This window comes from Cytobacillus firmus NBRC 15306 (assembly GCF_001591465.1).
Classification (GTDB): domain Bacteria; phylum Bacillota; class Bacilli; order Bacillales; family Cytobacillaceae; genus Cytobacillus; species Cytobacillus firmus.
Genome location: NZ_BCUY01000002.1, coordinates 52,902 through 72,247 on the forward strand (window position 1 = coordinate 52,902; position 19,346 = coordinate 72,247).

General features: G+C 43.5%; 18 protein-coding genes and 1 other annotated feature. All 18 genes read left to right on the forward strand.

Features of this window, described 5'->3' with window-relative positions; genetic code table 11:
- Positions 1-17: 17 nt before the first annotated feature.
- Positions 18-464: a cell division protein SepF gene (locus BFI01S_RS00990; protein ID WP_061790943.1), complete on the forward strand. Its 447-nt coding sequence runs from the start codon at positions 18-20 to the stop codon at positions 462-464.
- A 6-nt stretch (positions 465-470) separates the two neighbouring features.
- The gene (locus BFI01S_RS00995) at positions 471-734 is read left to right on the forward strand and encodes a YggT family protein (RefSeq protein ID WP_061790944.1); all 264 of its coding nucleotides are present in this window, start codon (positions 471-473) and stop codon (positions 732-734) included.
- 63 nt (positions 735-797) lie between these two features.
- On the forward strand, positions 798-1,583 hold the full coding sequence (locus BFI01S_RS01000) for a YlmH family RNA-binding protein (protein ID WP_061790945.1): 786 nt from the start codon (positions 798-800) through the stop codon (positions 1,581-1,583).
- Positions 1,584-1,845: 262 nt separating this feature from the next.
- Positions 1,846-2,364, forward strand: coding sequence for a DivIVA domain-containing protein (locus tag BFI01S_RS01005; RefSeq protein WP_061790946.1), 519 nt, complete (start codon positions 1,846-1,848; stop codon positions 2,362-2,364).
- Between the two features lie 50 nt (positions 2,365-2,414).
- Positions 2,415-2,679, forward strand: a binding site (T-box leader).
- Positions 2,680-2,773: 94 nt separating this feature from the next.
- A complete protein-coding gene (gene ileS, locus BFI01S_RS01010) occupies positions 2,774-5,545 on the forward strand; it encodes an isoleucine--tRNA ligase (RefSeq protein ID WP_061790947.1) in 2,772 nt (923 codons plus the stop codon).
- Positions 5,546-5,719: 174 nt separating this feature from the next.
- A complete protein-coding gene (locus tag BFI01S_RS01015; RefSeq protein ID WP_061790948.1) occupies positions 5,720-6,007 on the forward strand; it encodes a hypothetical protein in 288 nt (95 codons plus the stop codon).
- Positions 6,008-6,086: 79 nt separating this feature from the next.
- Positions 6,087-6,584: a signal peptidase II gene (lspA, locus tag BFI01S_RS01020; RefSeq protein WP_009330836.1), complete on the forward strand. Its 498-nt coding sequence runs from the start codon at positions 6,087-6,089 to the stop codon at positions 6,582-6,584.
- On the forward strand, positions 6,556-7,467 hold the full coding sequence (locus BFI01S_RS01025; RefSeq protein ID WP_061790949.1) for an RluA family pseudouridine synthase: 912 nt from the start codon (positions 6,556-6,558) through the stop codon (positions 7,465-7,467). Before lspA ends, BFI01S_RS01025 begins: the two co-directional genes overlap by 29 nt.
- 191 nt (positions 7,468-7,658) lie before the next feature.
- Complete coding sequence (pyrR, locus tag BFI01S_RS01030; protein ID WP_061790950.1) at positions 7,659-8,204, forward strand: bifunctional pyr operon transcriptional regulator/uracil phosphoribosyltransferase PyrR; 546 nt, start codon at positions 7,659-7,661, stop codon at positions 8,202-8,204.
- A gap of 138 nt (positions 8,205-8,342) precedes the next feature.
- Positions 8,343-9,638, forward strand: coding sequence for a solute carrier family 23 protein (locus tag BFI01S_RS01035; protein ID WP_061790951.1), 1,296 nt, complete (start codon positions 8,343-8,345; stop codon positions 9,636-9,638).
- A 160-nt stretch (positions 9,639-9,798) separates the two neighbouring features.
- A complete protein-coding gene (locus BFI01S_RS01040; RefSeq protein ID WP_061790952.1) occupies positions 9,799-10,737 on the forward strand; it encodes an aspartate carbamoyltransferase catalytic subunit in 939 nt (312 codons plus the stop codon).
- Complete coding sequence (gene pyrC / locus BFI01S_RS01045; RefSeq protein WP_061790953.1) at positions 10,700-11,986, forward strand: dihydroorotase; 1,287 nt, start codon at positions 10,700-10,702, stop codon at positions 11,984-11,986. The genes BFI01S_RS01040 and pyrC overlap by 38 nt, the downstream gene beginning before the upstream one ends.
- Positions 11,983-13,089 (forward strand): carbamoyl phosphate synthase small subunit, encoded by a 1,107-nt coding sequence (locus BFI01S_RS01050; RefSeq protein ID WP_061790954.1) that lies wholly within the window; start codon positions 11,983-11,985, stop codon positions 13,087-13,089. The genes pyrC and BFI01S_RS01050 overlap by 4 nt, the downstream gene beginning before the upstream one ends.
- Positions 13,068-16,280: a carbamoyl-phosphate synthase large subunit gene (gene carB / locus BFI01S_RS01055; RefSeq protein WP_061790955.1), complete on the forward strand. Its 3,213-nt coding sequence runs from the start codon at positions 13,068-13,070 to the stop codon at positions 16,278-16,280. Before BFI01S_RS01050 ends, carB begins: the two co-directional genes overlap by 22 nt.
- On the forward strand, positions 16,280-17,056 hold the full coding sequence (locus tag BFI01S_RS01060; protein WP_280525182.1) for a dihydroorotate dehydrogenase electron transfer subunit: 777 nt from the start codon (positions 16,280-16,282) through the stop codon (positions 17,054-17,056). Before carB ends, BFI01S_RS01060 begins: the two co-directional genes overlap by 1 nt.
- Positions 17,053-17,994, forward strand: a complete 942-nt coding sequence (locus BFI01S_RS01065; RefSeq protein ID WP_061790957.1) for a dihydroorotate dehydrogenase — start codon at positions 17,053-17,055, stop codon at positions 17,992-17,994. The genes BFI01S_RS01060 and BFI01S_RS01065 overlap by 4 nt, the downstream gene beginning before the upstream one ends.
- Positions 17,966-18,682, forward strand: a complete 717-nt coding sequence (pyrF, locus tag BFI01S_RS01070) for an orotidine-5'-phosphate decarboxylase (RefSeq protein ID WP_061790958.1) — start codon at positions 17,966-17,968, stop codon at positions 18,680-18,682. The genes BFI01S_RS01065 and pyrF overlap by 29 nt, the downstream gene beginning before the upstream one ends.
- The gene (gene pyrE / locus BFI01S_RS01075) at positions 18,672-19,307 is read left to right on the forward strand and encodes an orotate phosphoribosyltransferase (RefSeq protein WP_061790959.1); all 636 of its coding nucleotides are present in this window, start codon (positions 18,672-18,674) and stop codon (positions 19,305-19,307) included. The genes pyrF and pyrE overlap by 11 nt, the downstream gene beginning before the upstream one ends.
- Positions 19,308-19,346: the final 39 nt, after the last annotated feature.

Here is a 19,346-nt window from a genome sequence, read left to right on the forward strand (position 1 = left end):
CAGGAGGTTTAATAAAAATGAGTATAAAATCAAAATTTAAAACATTTTTCTTCCTGGATGATGAATATGACTATAAGGAAGAGGAAAACATCGAAGAAGAAAGAGAGCCGGTGAAGCAGGTGCAGAAACAGCAGCAGCCAGTTCAAAAACAAAACATTGTCAGTCTGCAAAGTGTGCAAAAATCTTCTAAAGTAGTTCTTGTTGAACCGCGGGTATATGCAGAAGCACAGGATATTGCGGATCAGCTGAAAAACAGAAGAGCTGTTGTAGTCAATCTGCAGAGGATAGAAAAAGACCAGGCAAAGCGCATTGTCGACTTCCTAAGCGGCACCGTTTATGCTATCGGCGGAGATATTCAAAAGATCGGAACTGATATTTTTCTATGTACACCTGACAATGTTGAAGTATCAGGAAATATCTCTCAGCTGATGAAAGAACAAGAATTAGAAAATACGAGGTGGTAGCGCTTAATGGAATTAGTATTTGGAATATTATCATCCGCAATTTATTATTACTCGTGGGCATTGATTATTTATATTCTGCTGTCCTGGTTTCCTAATGCCAGGGAATCAGCTTTCGGCCAATTTCTGGCAAAAATTTGTGAGCCGTATCTTGAGCCGTTCCGAAAAATTATTCCTCCGCTTGGAATGATTGATATTTCTCCAATTGTGGCTATCTTAGTTTTGCGATTTGCCACTGGAGGTTTGCAGCAGCTTTTTTTATGGATTTCATAAGATTAACAAACAGGGCTATCAAAATGGCCCTTTTTTATTTGCATAAAAGGAGGTTCACCAAATATGAACATATATCAGCATTTCCGGCCGGAGGAAAGAGAATTTATTGACCAGGTTCTTAACTGGAAGAGCAATGTCGAAAATACATACGCACCAAAGCTTACTGATTTTCTTGACCCAAGGGAGCAGCAAATTCTGAAAAGCGTCATAGGACAGGATTCGGGAATCTTATTTGCTTTATTTGGCGGAACGCCAAGTGCCGAGAGGAAAAGGGCACTGATATTTCCTGATTACTATGAAAGCGATGAAGACGATTTTCAAATTCAGCTTTTCGAATTGGAATACCCCAAAAAGTTTGTTACTATAGAACACCCGCAAGTCCTCGGCAGTCTGATGTCACTGGGGGTAAAAAGAGGGAAATTCGGTGATATCCTATTTGAAGATGACAGAATTCAATTCCTTGCAGCAAAAGAAATTGAGGAGTATATTAGCATGCAGCTGCAGTCAATTGGCAGAGCGTCAGTAACATTAAAAAAACAGCCGTTTTCTCAGGCGGTCCAAACGGCAGAAGTGTGGAAAGAAAGCACCATTACCACTTCATCCCTAAGATTGGACACTGTAATATCAGCCATCTACAACATTTCAAGACAAAAATCCCAGTTATATATCCAACAGGGGCTCGTCAAAGTCAATTGGACGCAAATAGAAAACCCTTCATTTGAATGCCAGCAATGCGATATCATCTCAGTCAGGGGACAAGGCCGTTCCAAGATCATAGAAATAGACGGGAAAACAAAAAAGGATAAATGGAGAATTATGGCCGGGAGACCCCAGCCTGGTGGTAAGTAGGAAGTTAGATCTAATTCATCAAACTGTGCGTTTGGTTGAAAGAGTAATATCATAAAAAATGTTTTCGGATTTTCTTCCTGGTGAATACCTGCAGAGGAAAACAGCATCATAACAAACAGATATAATTTTTTATTATCTTGAAGGATTTTGAAACAACCTGTCGAATAAATAATCAAAAGACAGCTGAGTCTGCTATAATTAAATAGAACCAGCAGGCTCAAACCAATTTACATAAGATCAACAGACCTGGGAGGTGGCACTTATGCCATTAACACCGTTAGATATTCATAACAAGGAATTCAGCAAAGGATTCCGCGGTTATGATGAAGATGAAGTGAACGAATTCCTCGACCAAATCATAAAGGACTACGAAATCCTGATCAGGGAAAAAAAAGAGCTGGAAGAGAAGCTAAATGAAACGAATGAACGCATTGGCCACTTTACCACAATTGAAGAAACACTTAATAAATCTATTGTGGTTGCACAGGAAGCAGCAGAAGAAGTAAAACGCAATGCGCATAAAGAGGCAAAGCTAATCATCAAAGAAGCCGAAAAGAATGCTGACAGGATTGTAAACGAGTCCTTATCCAAAGCAAGAAAAATTGCACTGGATATTGAAGATTTAAAGAAACAGTCCAAAGTATTCCGAACACGCTTCAAGATGCTTGTTGAAGCACAGCTTGATATGCTGAATAACGATGATTGGGATCATTTGATGGAATATAAACTGGATTCCACTGAACTCAAATCATTAAGAGAAGAAGAAGAATCACTGGCTTGACGAAAGCTGGAAATATCGCATATAATTTTAAAACAAAGTAAATACAATGTTTATCAACAATGAGAGGGACAGTACAGTCTTTTCAATAGCTTATGTGCAGAGCGGCACTCTTACTCTGTTAGCGAGCCGGGGATGGTGGAAGCCCGGGTATAAGCTAAAGCTGGAAAATCACCCTTGAGTTCCTTGCCGAACGTTCAGCTATCAGTAGGCCAAGGCGGATCATTCACGTTAAGAATGCTTTGAGCGGATGAAATTTCATTAAATTTCATCTACAAGGGTGGTACCGCGGGAGAATAGAACCTTCTCGTCCCTTTTTGGGATGAGAAGGTTTTTTGTATTTTCCTGAGGTTTTTCTAAGCTCTCATTGGCTATCATGGTATTTAATGAGTTATAAACAGGAGGAAAAGGAATGGATTACAAAGATAGTTTATTAATGCCAAAAACGGAATTCCCAATGCGCGGCAATCTTCCAAAGCGTGAACCAGAAATTCAGGCTAAATGGGAAGAGATGAATATTTATGAAAAAGTCCAGGAACGGACAAAAGGGCGTCCGATGTTTGTACTGCATGATGGCCCTCCATATGCAAATGGCGACATCCACATCGGCCATGCGCTGAACAAGATTTTAAAGGATTTCATCGTACGGTCTAAGTCAATGACTGGCTATAATGCTCCTTATGTTCCTGGCTGGGATACACATGGTCTTCCAATTGAGCAGGCGCTGACAAACAAGGGCGTTAAGCGTAAAGAAATGAGTGTAGCAGAGTTCCGCGAATTATGTGAAGAATACGCATATGAGCAGATCGACAGCCAGCGCGAACAATTTAAGCGCTTAGGTGTACGCGGTGATTGGGAGAACCCATACATCACCCTCAAGCCGGAATATGAAGCCCAGCAAATTAAAGTCTTTGGGGAGATGGCGAAAAAAGGCTATATTTATAAAGGCAAAAAGCCTGTTTATTGGTCTCCGTCATCTGAATCTGCTTTGGCAGAGGCAGAAATTGAATATAAAGATAAACGTTCGCCATCCATTTATGTTGCATTTAAAGTAAAAGATGGCAAAGAAGTATTGGATCAAGATACTCATATCATTATTTGGACTACAACTCCATGGACCATTCCTGCAAACCTTGGAATTACAGTTCATCCGGATCTCTCCTATACTGTAGTTGAGGTAAACGGCAAAAAGTTTATGGTTGCAGAAGATTTATTGTCTGCTGTGGCTAAAGAGTTCGAATGGGAAGGTTACCAAGTTGTTCAAACGGTAAAAGGGACTGACCTTGAATATGTTACTGCTGAACATCCGCTTTATGGCCGTGATTCTATTGTCATGCTGGGAGAACATGTAACAACCGATGCTGGTACTGGATGTGTTCATACTGCACCAGGACATGGGGAAGATGATTTTCAAGTCGGAATGAAGTACGGGCTTGACGTATTATGCCCGGTAGATGATAAAGGAAACATGACAAATGAAGCTCCCGGATTTGAAGGATTATTCTATGATGCAGCCAATAAGCCGGTTACTGAGAAACTTGAGGAAGCAGGAGCTTTATTAAAACTGACTTTTATTACTCACTCTTATCCACATGACTGGAGAACGAAAAAGCCTGTTATTTTCCGTGCTACTGCCCAGTGGTTTGCATCCATTAAAGATTTCCGCAATGAACTTATGGAAGCTGTTAAGGAAACAAATTGGTATCCTGCATGGGGTGAGACCAGACTATTTAATATGGTCAGGGATCGCGGTGATTGGTGTATCTCCCGCCAGCGTGTATGGGGAGTGCCTATTCCGGTCTTTTATGCGGAAAGTGGCGAAGAAATTATCACAGATGAAACCATTGAGCATGTATCAAATCTTTTCCGTGAGCATGGCTCAAACATTTGGTTTGAGAGAGAAGCGAAAGAATTGCTGCCTGAAGGGTTTACACATTCCGGAAGCCCGAATGGCCAGTTTACAAAAGAAACGGATATCATGGATGTTTGGTTCGATTCAGGTTCTTCCCACCAGGCAGTTCTTCTAGAACGCGACGATTTACAGCGTCCTGCTGATTTATACCTTGAAGGCTCTGACCAATACCGAGGCTGGTTTAACTCGTCACTGTCAACTGCGGTAGCAGTAACAGGGAAAGCACCTTACAAAGGAGTACTGAGCCACGGTTTTACACTTGATGGTGAAGGAAGAAAAATGAGTAAATCGATCGGAAACGTAGTTGTTCCGGCAAAAGTCATGAACCAGCTTGGCGCTGACATTCTGCGCTTATGGGTAGCTTCAGTTGACTATCAGGCTGATGTCCGGGTATCTGATGCTATTCTTAAGCAGGTAGCCGAAGTGTATAGAAAGATTCGCAATACTTTCCGCTTCTTGCTTGGAAATCTGGATGATTTTAAACCAGCAGCAGACTTGGTATCCTTTGAGAATCTGCGTGAAGTGGATCAGTTTATGCTAGTGAAGCTGAACAAGCTAATCAAGAGCGTTCGCGAGTCTTATGACCGATATGAATTTGCCAGTATCTACCATGCTGTAAATAATTTCTGTACATTGGATCTTAGTGCATTTTACCTTGATTTTGCAAAAGATGTCCTTTATATTGAAGTAAAAGATAATGCAGAACGCCGTGCAATCCAAACTGTTCTTTATGAGAGCCTGATTGCTCTTGTGAAGCTTGTTGCACCTATTCTTTCCCATACATCTGATGAAGTTTGGAGCTTTATTCCGAATGTGAAAGAAGAAAGTGTTCAATTAACAGATATGCCTGAATATACGGAGCTTCCGAATGCTAAACAGCTGGAAGACAAGTGGACTTCATTCATGAAGCTTCGCAATGATGTCCTTAAGGCATTGGAAGAAGCACGTAATGATAAGGTGATCGGCAAATCCCTTACTGCTAAAGTAACCCTTTATGTAAATGATCAAGCCAAGAGCCTTCTGGATTCAATTCAGGAAAATCTTCAGCAGCTCTTTATCGTGTCTGGATTCGAAGTAGCAGGCAGCCTGTCAGATGCACCTGAAAATGCCGTGAAATTTGAAAACACTGCTATTGTTGTTTCCAAAGCTGAAGGTGAAACATGCGACCGCTGCTGGACAGTTACTCCAGAAGTCGGCCAGACAGAAGGATATGACACGCTTTGCCCTCGCTGTGCGGATGTTGTGAAAAATAATTATAGCCACTTGGCTTAATACCGGCAGTCCCTCAAATACTGGGGGACTGTTTTTTAATTGAACTTCTTCAAATTCTTTTTATAAATAATTCCACCTTCACTAAATGTTGTGCCGTTTGCTAAAAGTTTGTCCGTGTCTCAAACCCGTTCCGAGAAAATAATAAAGTAAACATCAGAGAACGGAGGAAAAAGCATGGATGCAAAAGCAGAAGGGCTATATACAGAACTCCGTAATACAAGACAGGAAATATTGGAAAGGCTAATGGAAGGCAACAGTTCCCCGTTGATAAAGCCTATTTTATTGGAAGAGCTGCATGATATTGAACAAACACTATGCAAAATTGAATCAGGAAAATTCGGCAAGTGTGAAATTTCAGGTGAGCTGCTGCCGGAAGATTTGCTGCAGATGATTCCTACATTAAAAACAATGGAGGATTGCAGCAGGCTGGGGAATTTCTACAGAAAGTCTATTTTCCACTGAGTTTAAGCGCGTGCTGTGTTTTTTATTAAGTTTGTGCTAAAATGCAAAGGTAATGATATGAGATATGGGGGTTGCCTTTGTGTTTTATTACATAATTGCATTGTTCGTAATTGCACTAGATCAGTTTACGAAGTGGCTGATTGTAAAGAACTTTGAATTAGGGGAAAGTGTTAAAGTTATCGAGGACTTTCTTTATATTACATCGCACCGCAACCGTGGCGCTGCCTGGGGCATCCTGCAGGGGCAAATGTGGTTTTTCTACGTAATAACCGTTATTGTCATAATTGGTATCATTTATTACATTCAAAAAGCAGCCAAAGGCAAATTGCTTCTTGGAGTCTCTTTGGGCCTGATGCTGGGCGGAGCGATTGGAAACTTTATTGATAGGGTATTTCGAAAAGAAGTGGTGGATTTCGTAAACACTTATATTTTTGGCTATGACTTTCCCGTTTTCAATATTGCTGACTCGGCGCTGGTTATCGGTGTAGGACTATTGATGATTCAGATGCTGCTTGAAGAGAGAGAAGCAAAGAAAAAGGAGAAATCTTATGGAGAAAATGGAACACATCATTCCTGATGAACAGGCAGGAGAAAGAATAGATAAAGTATTATCCACATTGAATGCGGATTGGTCAAGAACTCAGGTGCAGCAATGGATCAAGGATGGCAATGTTTTAGTGAATGGCCAAAAGCCTAAAACCAATTACAAATGTTCTGCAAACGATAGAATTGAAATATCAATACCTGATCCGGAAGAACTCGATGTAGTGCCTGAAGAAATGGATTTGGATATTTATTATGAAGACCAGGATGTCCTAGTTGTAAATAAACCAAAAGGAATGGTTGTCCATCCGGCAGCCGGGCATGGAACAGGCACACTTGTAAATGGTCTTATGGCTCATTGCAAAGACTTATCAGGAATTAATGGGGTCATGAGGCCCGGGATCGTTCACAGAATCGATAAAGATACGTCGGGACTTCTCATGGTTGCAAAGAATGATATGGCACATGAAAGTCTTGTGAACCAGCTGATGAACAAAACTGTTACACGTAAGTACCGGGCCATTGTCCATGGAGTTATTCCACACGATTACGGTACAATTGATGCGCCAATCGCCCGCGATCCGAAAGACCGTCAAAGCATGAGTGTTGTGGACAATGGAAAACATGCGGTTACTCATTTTCAGGTCCTTGAGCGTTACAGGGATTTTACACTGGTGGAATGCCAGCTGGAAACGGGAAGAACACATCAAATCCGTGTTCATATGAAATACATTGGCTATCCTTTGGCAGGAGATCCTAAATACGGTCCCAGAAAGACTCTTGATATTGGGGGACAGGCACTTCATGCAGGCGTTCTGGGCTTTAAACATCCACGTTCTGGCGAGTACCTTGAATTTGAAGCACCTGCGCCTGCTTATTTTAAGGAACTAGTAGATAACCTGGCTAATAATCGTTGACAATTGTCCAAATGTGCTATATGATGACAATAGTTGAATAAGTCCTTTAAAACAGTCCCGTGAGGCTGGGAAGGAAACGGATTGAATAAGGAGAATTGTATCTTTATTCTGCAGAAAGAAATCGTTTACCCTCTCACCTGATCGGTGAGAGGGTTTTTTGTATATGAAATTTGATAATAGGGGTGATCATGATGCCGCAGCAAAAAGCTATTGTTTTGGATGACCAGGCAATCAGGAGAGCGCTGACAAGGATTGCTCATGAAATCATAGAGAAGAATAAAGGCATTGAAAATTGCATTCTGATTGGCATCCGGACCAGGGGGATTTACCTGGCGAACCGCCTGGCGGAAAGAATTGAACAAATCGAGGGAGCCAAAATTGAAGTAGGCGAACTTGATATCACTCTCTATAGAGATGATCTTACGAAAAAGACTGAAAATCAGGAGCCGCTTGTCAAAGGCTCCGATGTTCCAAAAGATATTAACGATCAGAAGGTGATCCTGATCGATGATGTTCTTTATACAGGAAGAACAGTTAGAGCTGCCCTTGATGCGCTGATCGATATTGGGAGGCCATCTCAGATTCAGCTTGCAGTCCTTGTGGACCGCGGCCATAGGGAGCTTCCGATAAGAGCTGATTATGTAGGAAAAAACATTCCAACCTCCAGTTCAGAAAAAATTGTCGTCGAGCTGAAGGAAGTGGATGAAAGCGACCAGGTAAGTATATATGAAAATTAAATAGCCCTTTTAAATGCAGTCCAGAGAGGCTGGCAAAGGGGAACACAGCAGAATCGGTCTGTCTTTTGCTGTGCTCTTGCACCCTCTTTGCACTCCTGCAAAGAGGGTTTTTTAATAAAATGCAGAGGAGAGATCGTAATGAATAAGCCTATTTTGGATATAAAGGATGTACCAAAACCAGCCCATTGGCTGACATTAAGTTTACAGCATTTATTCGCTATGTTCGGAGCCACTATACTTGTACCATACTTAGTAGGATTAAATCCTGCCATTGCACTAATCTCAAGCGGACTGGCAACGATAGCCTTTCTAATCATTACAAAATGGCAGGTGCCGGCATACCTTGGATCATCTTTCGCATTCATTGCCCCGATCTTAGCTGCCAAAGCTGCCGGAGGCCCGGGTGCTGCCATGATCGGCAGCTTCATGGCTGGACTTGTGTATGGGGCAGTAGCCCTGATCATCAAGAAAGCAGGCTACCGCTGGATTATGAATTTGCTTCCGCCAATTGTGGTAGGACCTGTAATCATTGTAATCGGATTGGCATTAGCAGGGACAGCGGTCGGGATGGCTATGAACAATCCTGAAACTGGTGAATACAGCATGCTGCATTTCTCAGCAGCGCTTATCACTTTAGGTGCAACAATCATCTTTTCCATCTATGCAAAAGGTATGCTCAGTATGGTGCCGATTCTGGCAGGGATCATCATCGGCTATGTTTACTCACTGGCTGTGGGCCTGATTGACTTCTCGCTTGTACAGCAGGCCGCCTGGTTCGAAATGCCGGAATTCTTATTCCCGTTCGCAGATTATGAAGTGAGGATAACCCTGGATCTTGCGCTTCTAATGATTCCAGTAGCTGTTGTGACAATCTCTGAACATATCGGCCATCAGCTTGTCCTTGGAAAAGTAGTTGGAAAAGATTACATTAAAGAACCGGGTCTTCACCGCTCCATCCTTGCTGATGGAACAGGAACAATGATCTCCGCATTAATCGGGGGTCCGCCAAAGACAACTTACGGTGAAAACATTGGTGTACTCGCCATCACGAAAATTTACAGTGTCTATGTACTTGCGGGTGCTGCAGTCATCGCCATCATCTTCGGATTCATTGGCAAGGTGACAGCACTGATCAGCTCGATCCCTACTCCAGTAATGGGCGGCGTATCAATCCTGCTGTTCGGGATCATCGCTTCATCTGGATTAAGAATGCTGGTTGACAGCAAAGTGGATTTTGGAAACAACCGCAATCTGGTTATCGCATCAGTCATCCTTGTCCTGGGAATTGGGGGAGCTCACATCGAGATTTGGGCATTCAAACTGGAAGGAATGGCACTGGCAGCAATCAGCGGTGTTCTCCTGAACCTGATTCTCCCTGGCAGGGAAGAGACTAAGGAAGATATATTTGAAACAGAAACCAAAAAAAAAAAATAAAGTAGCTTAATGCTTTTTAACTAAGTCCCGAGAGGCTTAAAAGGGTGTTGGCGGCAAACCTGGCTATACGGTATCAGTGTATCCGTATACCCGGCTGCCTCAACTTTGCAGCACCCTGACCAAATCGGCAGGGTGCTTTTTTTGAAGGGGAGGATAAAAAATGAAACATTTGCTCACTACCTCAGAGTTGGAAATTAAAGAGATCAATAAAATTCTTGAAGATGCGCAATATTTTTTAAACGGCGGAACATGGACTCCTGAACAAAAGGTTTTTGTCGCTAACCTTTTCTTTGAGAATAGCACAAGAACCAAATGCAGCTTTGAAGTGGCGGAAAGGCGGCTTGGATTGGACATAATTCCTTTTGAAGTCAGCACATCAAGTGTATCCAAGGGTGAGTCATTATACGACACAGTCAAAACGCTGGAAGCGATTGGTGTGCATGCAGTCGTCATCCGCCATAGCGAGGATCGCTACTTTGACGAATTGGCAGACAAAAGCGGTGTGTCCATCCTGAATGCAGGGGATGGCTGCGGGCACCATCCAACTCAATCACTGCTGGATCTGCTGACGATTAAACAGGAATTCGGATCCTTTGAAGGATTAAAAGTAGCCATCATTGGTGATATCGCACATAGCCGTGTCGCAAGATCCAATGCAGATGCACTTGTCCGGCTCGGTGCAAAGGTTGTTTTTTCAGGTCCAAAAGAATGGTTCAATGAAGAAATGCTTGAGAATGGAATGTATGAAGATGTTGACACAGCTATAGAAACTTCTGATGTTGTCATGCTGCTGAGAATACAGCATGAGAGGCATGAATCGAAAGCTGACCAATCTGCTGAAGAATACCACCTGGCATACGGCCTTACAGAAGATCGTGAAAGAACAATGAAGCCAAACAGCATTATTATGCATCCGGCACCTGTAAATCGGGGTGTTGAAATAGCAGATTGTTTAGTGGAATGCGGGCGTTCCAGGATCTTCAAGCAGATGCAAAATGGTGTGTACATCCGAATGGCAGTATTAAAACGATCAATTGAACATATTGAAGGGGGAGCTAAACATGTCAACATTGATAAAAAATGGCCAGTTGCTTACTAAGGAAGGGAACTTTGAAAAAACGGACATTTACATAGAGTCAGGAAAAATCGCTGAGATAGGTGCAGGTGTGGGGAGAGAGGCGCAGGAAGTGATTGATGCAGAAGGATTGCTGGTTGCTCCAGGTTTTATAGACCTGCACATCCACTTGCGTGAACCAGGCGGTGAAAAGAAAGAAACAATCGAAACTGGCACAAGAGCAGCTGCTAAAGGCGGTTTCACAACCGTTGCTGCGATGCCGAATACCCGGCCGGTACCTGATACAAAAGAACAGCTTGAAAAATTGAACAGCCGTATTGATGAGACTGCGGCGGTCAAGGTTCTGCCTTATGCATCGATTACAATCCGTGAGCTTGGCCAGGAATTAACCGATTTTAAAGCTTTGAAGGAAGCTGGGGCGTTTGCTTTTACAGATGATGGAGTAGGGGTGCAATCAGCAGCCATGATGCTTGAGGCAATGAGGAATGCCGCAGATCTTAACATGCCGATTGTTGCCCACTGCGAAGAAAATACCCTCATTAACAAAGGCTCCGTACATGATGGAATTTTTGCTAAAGAGAACGGTTTAAATGGTATTCCTTCTGTCTGTGAATCAGTGCAAATCGCAAGGGACGTTCTTCTTGCCGAGGCTGCCGGCTGCCATTATCATGTCTGCCACATCAGCACGAAAGAGTCTGTCAGGGTGGTAAGAGATGCAAAGCGTGCAGGCATCAAGGTAACAGCCGAGGTGACACCTCATCACCTCCTTCTATGTGAAGAAGATATCCCGGGTCTGGATGCTAACTTTAAAATGAATCCTCCATTAAGAGGAGCAGATGACAGAGCTGCCTTAATCGAAGGATTGCAGGATGGCACAATAGATTTTATTGCCACCGACCATGCGCCACATACAGCAGCAGAAAAAGAAGAGGGGATGGAACTGGCGCCTTTCGGGATTGTCGGACTTGAAACAGCCTTTCCGCTTCTTTACACCCACTTCGTTGAGAAGGGGATATTCACACTAAAGCAGCTGATTGATTACTTAACAATAAAGCCAGCAGAGGCATTCGGCATTCAATCAGGGAAATTGGAAGCTGGTGAAATAGCAGATCTTGTCCTGCTTGACCTGGACCGTCAGGAAAAGATTGATCCAGCTCAGTTCTTATCAAAAGGGAAAAACACGCCATTTACCGGCTGGGAATGTAAAGGCTGGCCGGTAGTGACAATAGCAGGCGGAAAAATTGTTTGGGACAGAGGGAGTGTAAAAGCATGAAAAAACAGCTGATTCTGGAAGACGGAACAATTTTTATTGGAAAGGGATTCGGAAGTGATACGAATTCAATTGGAGAAGTAGTATTCAATACAGGAATGACGGGTTATCAGGAAATCCTGTCTGACCCATCCTACTGCGGCCAAATCGTAACCTTGACATACCCTTTAATCGGAAATTATGGGATAAACAGAGACGATTTTGAATCGATCTCCCCGGCAATCTCCGGTTTCATTGTGAAAGAAGCGTGCGAGTTTCCTTCAAACTGGAGAAATGAACAATCGATTGAAGACTATTTTAAGATGAAAAACATCCCTGGAATTGCTGGCATAGATACCAGGAAATTAACAAGAATTATCAGGCAGCATGGTACGCTGAAAGGTGCTATTTGCAGCATAAGTGAAAACCCGGAAGTAATCATTGAGAAACTGCGGGCAACCAAGCTGCGAAACGATCAGGTTAAGCAAGTGTCAACTAAGACACCTTATCCAAGCCCTGGCCGCGGCAGAAGGGTAGTCCTTGTAGATTTCGGCATGAAACACGGGATCTTAAGAGAATTGAACAAGCGGGATTGTGATGTGATTGTTGTGCCTTATAATACAGCAGCCGAAGAAATACTCAGCATGAGCCCGGATGGAGTTATGCTTTCAAATGGCCCTGGAGACCCGAAAGATGTTGAGGAAGCCATCACAATGATTAAAGGACTGCTGGGAAAAGTACCGATTTTCGGAATCTGCCTGGGACATCAGCTTTTTGCCCTTGCTTGCGGTGCCAATACAGAAAAATTGAAATTTGGCCATCGCGGTTCAAACCATCCGGTGAAAGATCTGCAAACCGGAAAAGTCGCTTTAACATCTCAAAACCATGGATACTCAGTAGAAGAAAATTCAATAACTGGTACGCCGCTTGAAGTAACACATATCGCCTTAAACGATGGAACAATTGAAGGCTTAAAGCATAAAGAAGTCCCTGCATTCACTGTTCAATATCATCCTGAAGCTTCACCGGGACCCGAGGATGCAAACGGATTATTTGAACAATTCTTGCAAATGATTGAATCACATAAAGAGGAAGGTGCTGCAGCATGTCAAAGCGTACAGATATAAAAAGTATTTTAGTAATCGGATCAGGACCAATTGTCATCGGGCAGGCAGCAGAGTTTGATTATGCCGGAACACAGGCCTGCATTGCTTTGAAAGAGGAAGGCTACCGCGTAATTCTTGTAAACTCGAATCCTGCCACTATTATGACAGATACCGAGATTGCTGACGCGGTATATATAGAGCCGCTTACGGTGGAATTCGTCAGCCGCATTATCCGGAAAGAACGTCCTGATGCGCTTGTTCCAACTCTTGGGGGACAGACGGGATTAAACCTGGCAGTAGAGCTTGCTGAATCAGGTGTTTTGGAAGAATGCGGGGTTGAAATCCTCGGTACAAAATTATCTGCTATCCAAAAGGCGGAAGACCGGGACCTTTTTAGAAACTTGATGAATGAACTTGGCGAACCAGTGCCTGAAAGTGAAATTATTCATAACCTGGATGAGGCATATGAATTTGTAAACAGGATTGGCTATCCGGTCATTGTGCGCCCTGCTTTCACATTGGGGGGAACAGGCGGGGGCATCTGCCACGATGAAGAAGATCTGATTGAAATTGTGACGAGCGGCTTAAAGAACAGCCCTGTTACACAGTGTTTGCTTGAAAAGAGCATTGCAGGCTTTAAGGAAATTGAGTATGAAGTGATGCGGGATTCCAATGACAATGCGATTGTTGTCTGCAATATGGAAAACTTTGACCCGGTAGGGGTTCATACGGGAGATTCAATCGTTGTAGCGCCAAGCCAAACTTTGAGTGATCGTGAATATCAGCTGCTGAGAAACACTTCATTAAAAATTATCCGCGCCCTCGAGATTGAAGGAGGATGCAATGTGCAGCTGGCGCTAGATCCGGATAGCTTTAATTATTACATTATCGAAGTCAACCCGCGTGTAAGCCGCTCATCTGCGCTGGCTTCAAAGGCGACAGGTTATCCGATTGCCAAACTGGCAGCCAAGATAGCGGTAGGACTGACACTTGATGAAATGATGAATCCTGTGACAGGAAAAACATATGCCTGCTTTGAACCGGCATTGGATTATATTGTCTCAAAAATCCCGCGCTGGCCGTTTGATAAGTTCGAATCTGCAAACCGTTCGCTTGGCACCCAAATGAAGGCTACAGGAGAAGTAATGGCGATAGGACGGACATTTGAAGAATCTCTCCTGAAAGCAGTACGTTCACTTGAAGCAAACATTTATCATCTTGAGCTGAAGAATGCCGGCCAAATTTCTGATGAATTGATCGAAAAGCGAATCCGTAAAGCCGGAGATGAACGTCTGTTTTACATCGGTGAAGCCATCAGAAGGGGAGTCACTATTGAGACGATCCATGAATGGAGCAAAATTGATTTATTCTTCCTTTATAAGATAAAGAAAATCATAGATTTTGAGAATGTACTAACTGAAAATCCTTTTGACCCTGATACAGGGAAAGCTGCAAAGGAAATGGGCTTTGCCGATCCGGTAATTGCCAGGCTGTGGGACTCAAATGAGTTGGAAGTATACAGCTGGAGAAAAGAAAATGCGATTGAACCGGTTTATAAAATGGTTGATACATGTGCAGCGGAATTTGAATCGGAAACTCCGTATTTCTATGGAACTTATGAAGATGAGAATGAATCGGAAGTATCCGGCCGCAAAAGTGTTGTCGTTCTGGGCTCAGGGCCAATCCGGATTGGGCAGGGAGTGGAGTTTGATTATTCAACTGTTCACGCGGTATGGGCCATTAAGGAAGCAGGATATGAAGCAATCATCATTAATAATAATCCTGAAACAGTCTCTACTGACTTCAGCATCTCCGATAAGCTCTATTTTGAGCCGCTAACGATTGAAGATGTCATGCACATTATCGATCTTGAGAAACCGGAAGGTGTAGTTGTGCAATTTGGCGGACAAACGGCTATTAATCTTGCAGCAGATCTGGTAGAAAGAGGCGTAAAAATTCTGGGAACTTCGCTTGAAAGCTTAGACCGGGCAGAAGACCGGGATAAATTTGAGCAAGCTCTTGCAGAGCTTGGCATCCCGATGCCTAAAGGAAAGACTGCCCTGTCAGTGGAGCAGGCAGTAGCAATTGCCAGTGAAATCGGATATCCAGTGGTCGTCCGACCATCATATGTACTTGGCGGAAGAGCAATGGAGATCGTTTATAAAGAAGATGAACTTCTATACTATATGGAAAATGCTGTAAAAGTAAACCCGGAGCATCCCGTATTAATAGACCGATATTTGACTGGGAAGGAAATTGAAGTGGACGCCATTTCGGATGGGGAAAATGTGCTCATCCCGGGCATCATGGAGCATATTGAAAGAGCTGGGGTACACTCAGGAGATTCCATTGCCGTCTATCCTCCGCAAAACATTTCAGAGGCAATCAAAGACAAGCTTGTTGAGTATACCGAGAAGATGGCTAAGGGCCTTGGCATAATAGGACTCCTGAATATCCAGTATGTAGTGGCAAAAGGGGAAGTATATGTCCTTGAAGTCAATCCGCGTTCAAGCCGGACCGTTCCTTTCTTGAGCAAGATTACAAATGTGCCAATGGCCAAAATCGCTACGAAGGTTATCATGGGGCAAACTTTGGCTCAGCAGGGCTGCGGATCAGGCCTTCTGCCGGAGAGAAAAGGCGTGTTTGTAAAAGTACCGGTGTTCTCATTTGCGAAATTAAGAAGAGTAGACATCACTTTAGGGCCTGAAATGAAGTCAACCGGAGAAGTTATGGGAAAAGATTCAACGCTTGAAAAAGCCCTTTATAAAGGCCTTGTTGCTTCCGGCATGAAAATTCAGCCGTTTGGAACTGTACTAATGACTGTCGCAGACAAGGATAAGGAAGAAGCTCTGCAGCTGGCAAAGAGATTTGTATCAATCGGCTACAGGCTAATGGCAACAAGCGGAACGGCTTTGTTCCTTAAAACTGCAGGCATTCCTGTAAAAGTGACTGGAAAAATCGGGTCAGAAGGTCCAAACCTTCTGGATGTCATAAAAAATGGCGAAGCGCAATTTGTTATTAATACTTTAACAAAAGGAAAACAGCCTGCCAGAGATGGCTTCCGCATCCGCCGAGAATCAGTAGAAAATGGCGTGCCATGTCTAACCTCACTTGATACGGCAGAAGCAATTCTTCAAGTTATCGAATCAATGAATTTTTCAGCAGACGCGATGGATAAGCCAGAAGAAATCCAGGAGGCGGTTTTATCTTGATCAGACAGGAAAATTGTAAAGTTATATCACAAATTAAACTGGCCGAAAACATTTACGAGCTCACCCTTCAAGGTGAGCTTGTTCATGAAATGAAAGAACCCGGGCAATTTGTCCATTTGAAAATATCAGAGGGCTATGACCCAATGCTGAGAAGGCCAATCAGCATTGCAGAAATTTCACCCGATGAAAGCCAGTTTAAGATGATTTATCGTGCTGAAGGCAGAGGAACGGCATTACTTTCAGAAAAAAAGCCCGGTGATTACACTGATGTATTGGGGCCGCTTGGAAATGGGTTTCCTATCAGCGAAGCTGGCCGGGGGAATACAGCACTTCTTGTGGGAGGCGGAATCGGAGTCCCCCCTTTATATGAACTGTCAAATCAGCTTGTAAACCGCGGCGTTAAGGTAATTCACGTCCTGGGATTTCAATCGGCCGGAGCGGTATTTTATGAGGAAAATTTTGCCCGGCTGGGCGAGACCTACCTGGCTACAGCTGATGGAAGCGCAGGAACGAAGGGCTTTGTTACAGATGTTATTAATCGGTTGAATATTGATTTCGATGTTTTATATTCCTGCGGCCCGACGCCGATGCTGAAGGCGATTGAAAATCAATTTCCTCATAAAAAGGCATTCCTGTCATTGGAAGAACGAATGGGATGCGGCATAGGGGCATGCTTTGCATGTGTCTGCCATACAGGGGATGACCCTGAAGGATTTAGTTATAAAAAAGTCTGCAGTGACGGACCGGTCTTTAAAGCAGGGGAGGTAGTTTTATGAATTCATTAAACGTCAGTCTGCCTGGGCTGGAATTGAAAAATCCAATCATGCCTGCATCCGGATGTTTTGGCTTCGGGAGGGAATTCAGCCAGCTGTATGATTTGAGCCAATTGGGCGCAATCATGATAAAGGCGACAACCTTTGAGCCCCGTTTTGGAAATCCAACACCAAGAGTGGCTGAGACCTCTGCAGGGATGCTGAATGCAATTGGGCTGCAGAATCCCGGCCTGGAAAAAGTAGTGAATGAAGAACTGGTCTGGCTTGAACAATTTGATGTACCGATCATTGCCAATGTAGCCGGTTCGCAGGAAGAGGATTATATTGAGGTTGCCAGGAAAATCTCTGCAAGTCCGAATGTACATGCACTTGAACTCAACATCTCATGCCCGAATGTGAAAACAGGCGGAATTGCATTTGGCACTATTCCGGAAATTGCAAAAAATCTAACGAAAAAAGTAAAAGAGGTTTCTGAAGTACCTGTCTATGTGAAGCTTTCGCCAAATGTCACAAATATTGTAGAAATGGCTAAAGCAGCAGAAGGTGGCGGAGCGGACGGTTTAACGATGATCAACACACTCGTTGGCATGAGAATCGATCTAAAAACCGGCAATCCGATTCTGGCAAATAAATCAGGCGGACTTTCAGGGCCAGCCATCAAGCCAGTCGCACTCCGGATGATATATGAAGTGAGCCAGCAGGTATCCCTTCCGATCATCGGCATGGGAGGAATTGAATCTGCAGAGGATGTCATCGAATACTTCTACGCAGGTGCAAGTGCAGTAGCTGTTGGAACAGCTAACTTTGTAGATCCTTATGTGTGTCCGAAAATTATCGGTGAGCTGCCAGAACTTATTGAGAAGCTAGGGTATGAACATATTAGCGAATGCACAGGAAGGAGCTGGAAGAAACTTGAAAAAACCGCTCATTATTGCTCTTGATTTTCCAGGAAAAATGGAAGTACATCATTTTCTGAAAAACTTTGAAAATGAAAAGTTATTTCTTAAGGTAGGCATGGAGTTATTTTACCAGGAGGGGCCTTCCATTGTTCACGATTTAAAAGAACAAGGGCATGAGATTTTCCTTGATCTCAAGCTTCATGATATTCCTAATACCGTTAAAAGTGCCATGAAGCGACTTGCCGGGCTGGGCTGCGATATGGTTAATGTACATGCCGCAGGAGGGAAAGCCATGATGGAAGCAGCACGTGAAGGACTTGAAGCCGGGAGTTCAGGGAAAAGGCCATTTTGTATTGCTGTGACGCAGCTGACAAGCACATCCGAACAGCAAATGAAATCAGAGCAATTAATTCCTGCTTCATTAAACGAATCTGTTCTTCATTATGCCAATCTTGCCAAAGAAGCAGGACTTGATGGCGTAGTATGTTCAAGCTTTGAGGCAAGGGCGATAAGTTCGCGAATAGGATCTTCCTTTTTGACTGTAACACCGGGAATACGCCTTTCATCTGACGACTCCGGAGATCAGAAAAGAGTGGCAACACCTGAATTCGCCAGAAAGGAAGGGGCTTCCGCAATTGTAGTAGGCCGATCGATTACCAGAGCGGAAAATCCATTTGAAAAATATATTCAATGCAAGCAATCTTGGGAGGGCATTCTAAATGAAGCGTAAAATAGCAGAAAAATTATTAGATATAAAAGCAGTTGCATTAAACCCAAACGATCCATTTACATGGTCTTCAGGATTGCGTGCTCCAATCTATTGCGATAACCGTCTTACATTGTCATACCCTGAAGTTAGAAAAGAAATAGCTGCTGGCCTTCAAGCAATCATTCTGGACAAATTTCCTGAAGCAGAACTTATTGCAGGGACAGCCACAGCGGGCATTCCGCATGCAGCCTGGGTCAGTGACAATATGGAGCTGCCAATGTGCTATGTCCGCTCCAAGGCCAAGGGCCATGGAAAAGGAAAGCAAATTGAAGGCAAAGCTGATAAAGGCCAGAAGGTTGTTGTTGTAGAAGATCTGATCTCAACAGGTGGAAGTGCCATTACTGCTGTCAAGGCTTTAAGAGAAGCAGGCTGTGAAGTGCTGGGTGTGGCGGCCATCTTCACATACCAGCTTGAAAAAGGAAAACAAATGCTGGCCGAAGAGAAAATTGAAGCATATACACTGACTGATATTGAAGCTATGACAGAAGCAGCAGTTGAAAAGGGCTTTATCCAGGAAGAGGATATGAAGAAGCTGGTTGAATGGCGAAAAGACCCTGCTGAGTGGGGAAAAGTATCTCAGTTTTAGTCAAATGAAAAAAGCAAGCATCGGAGCTTGCTTTTTTCA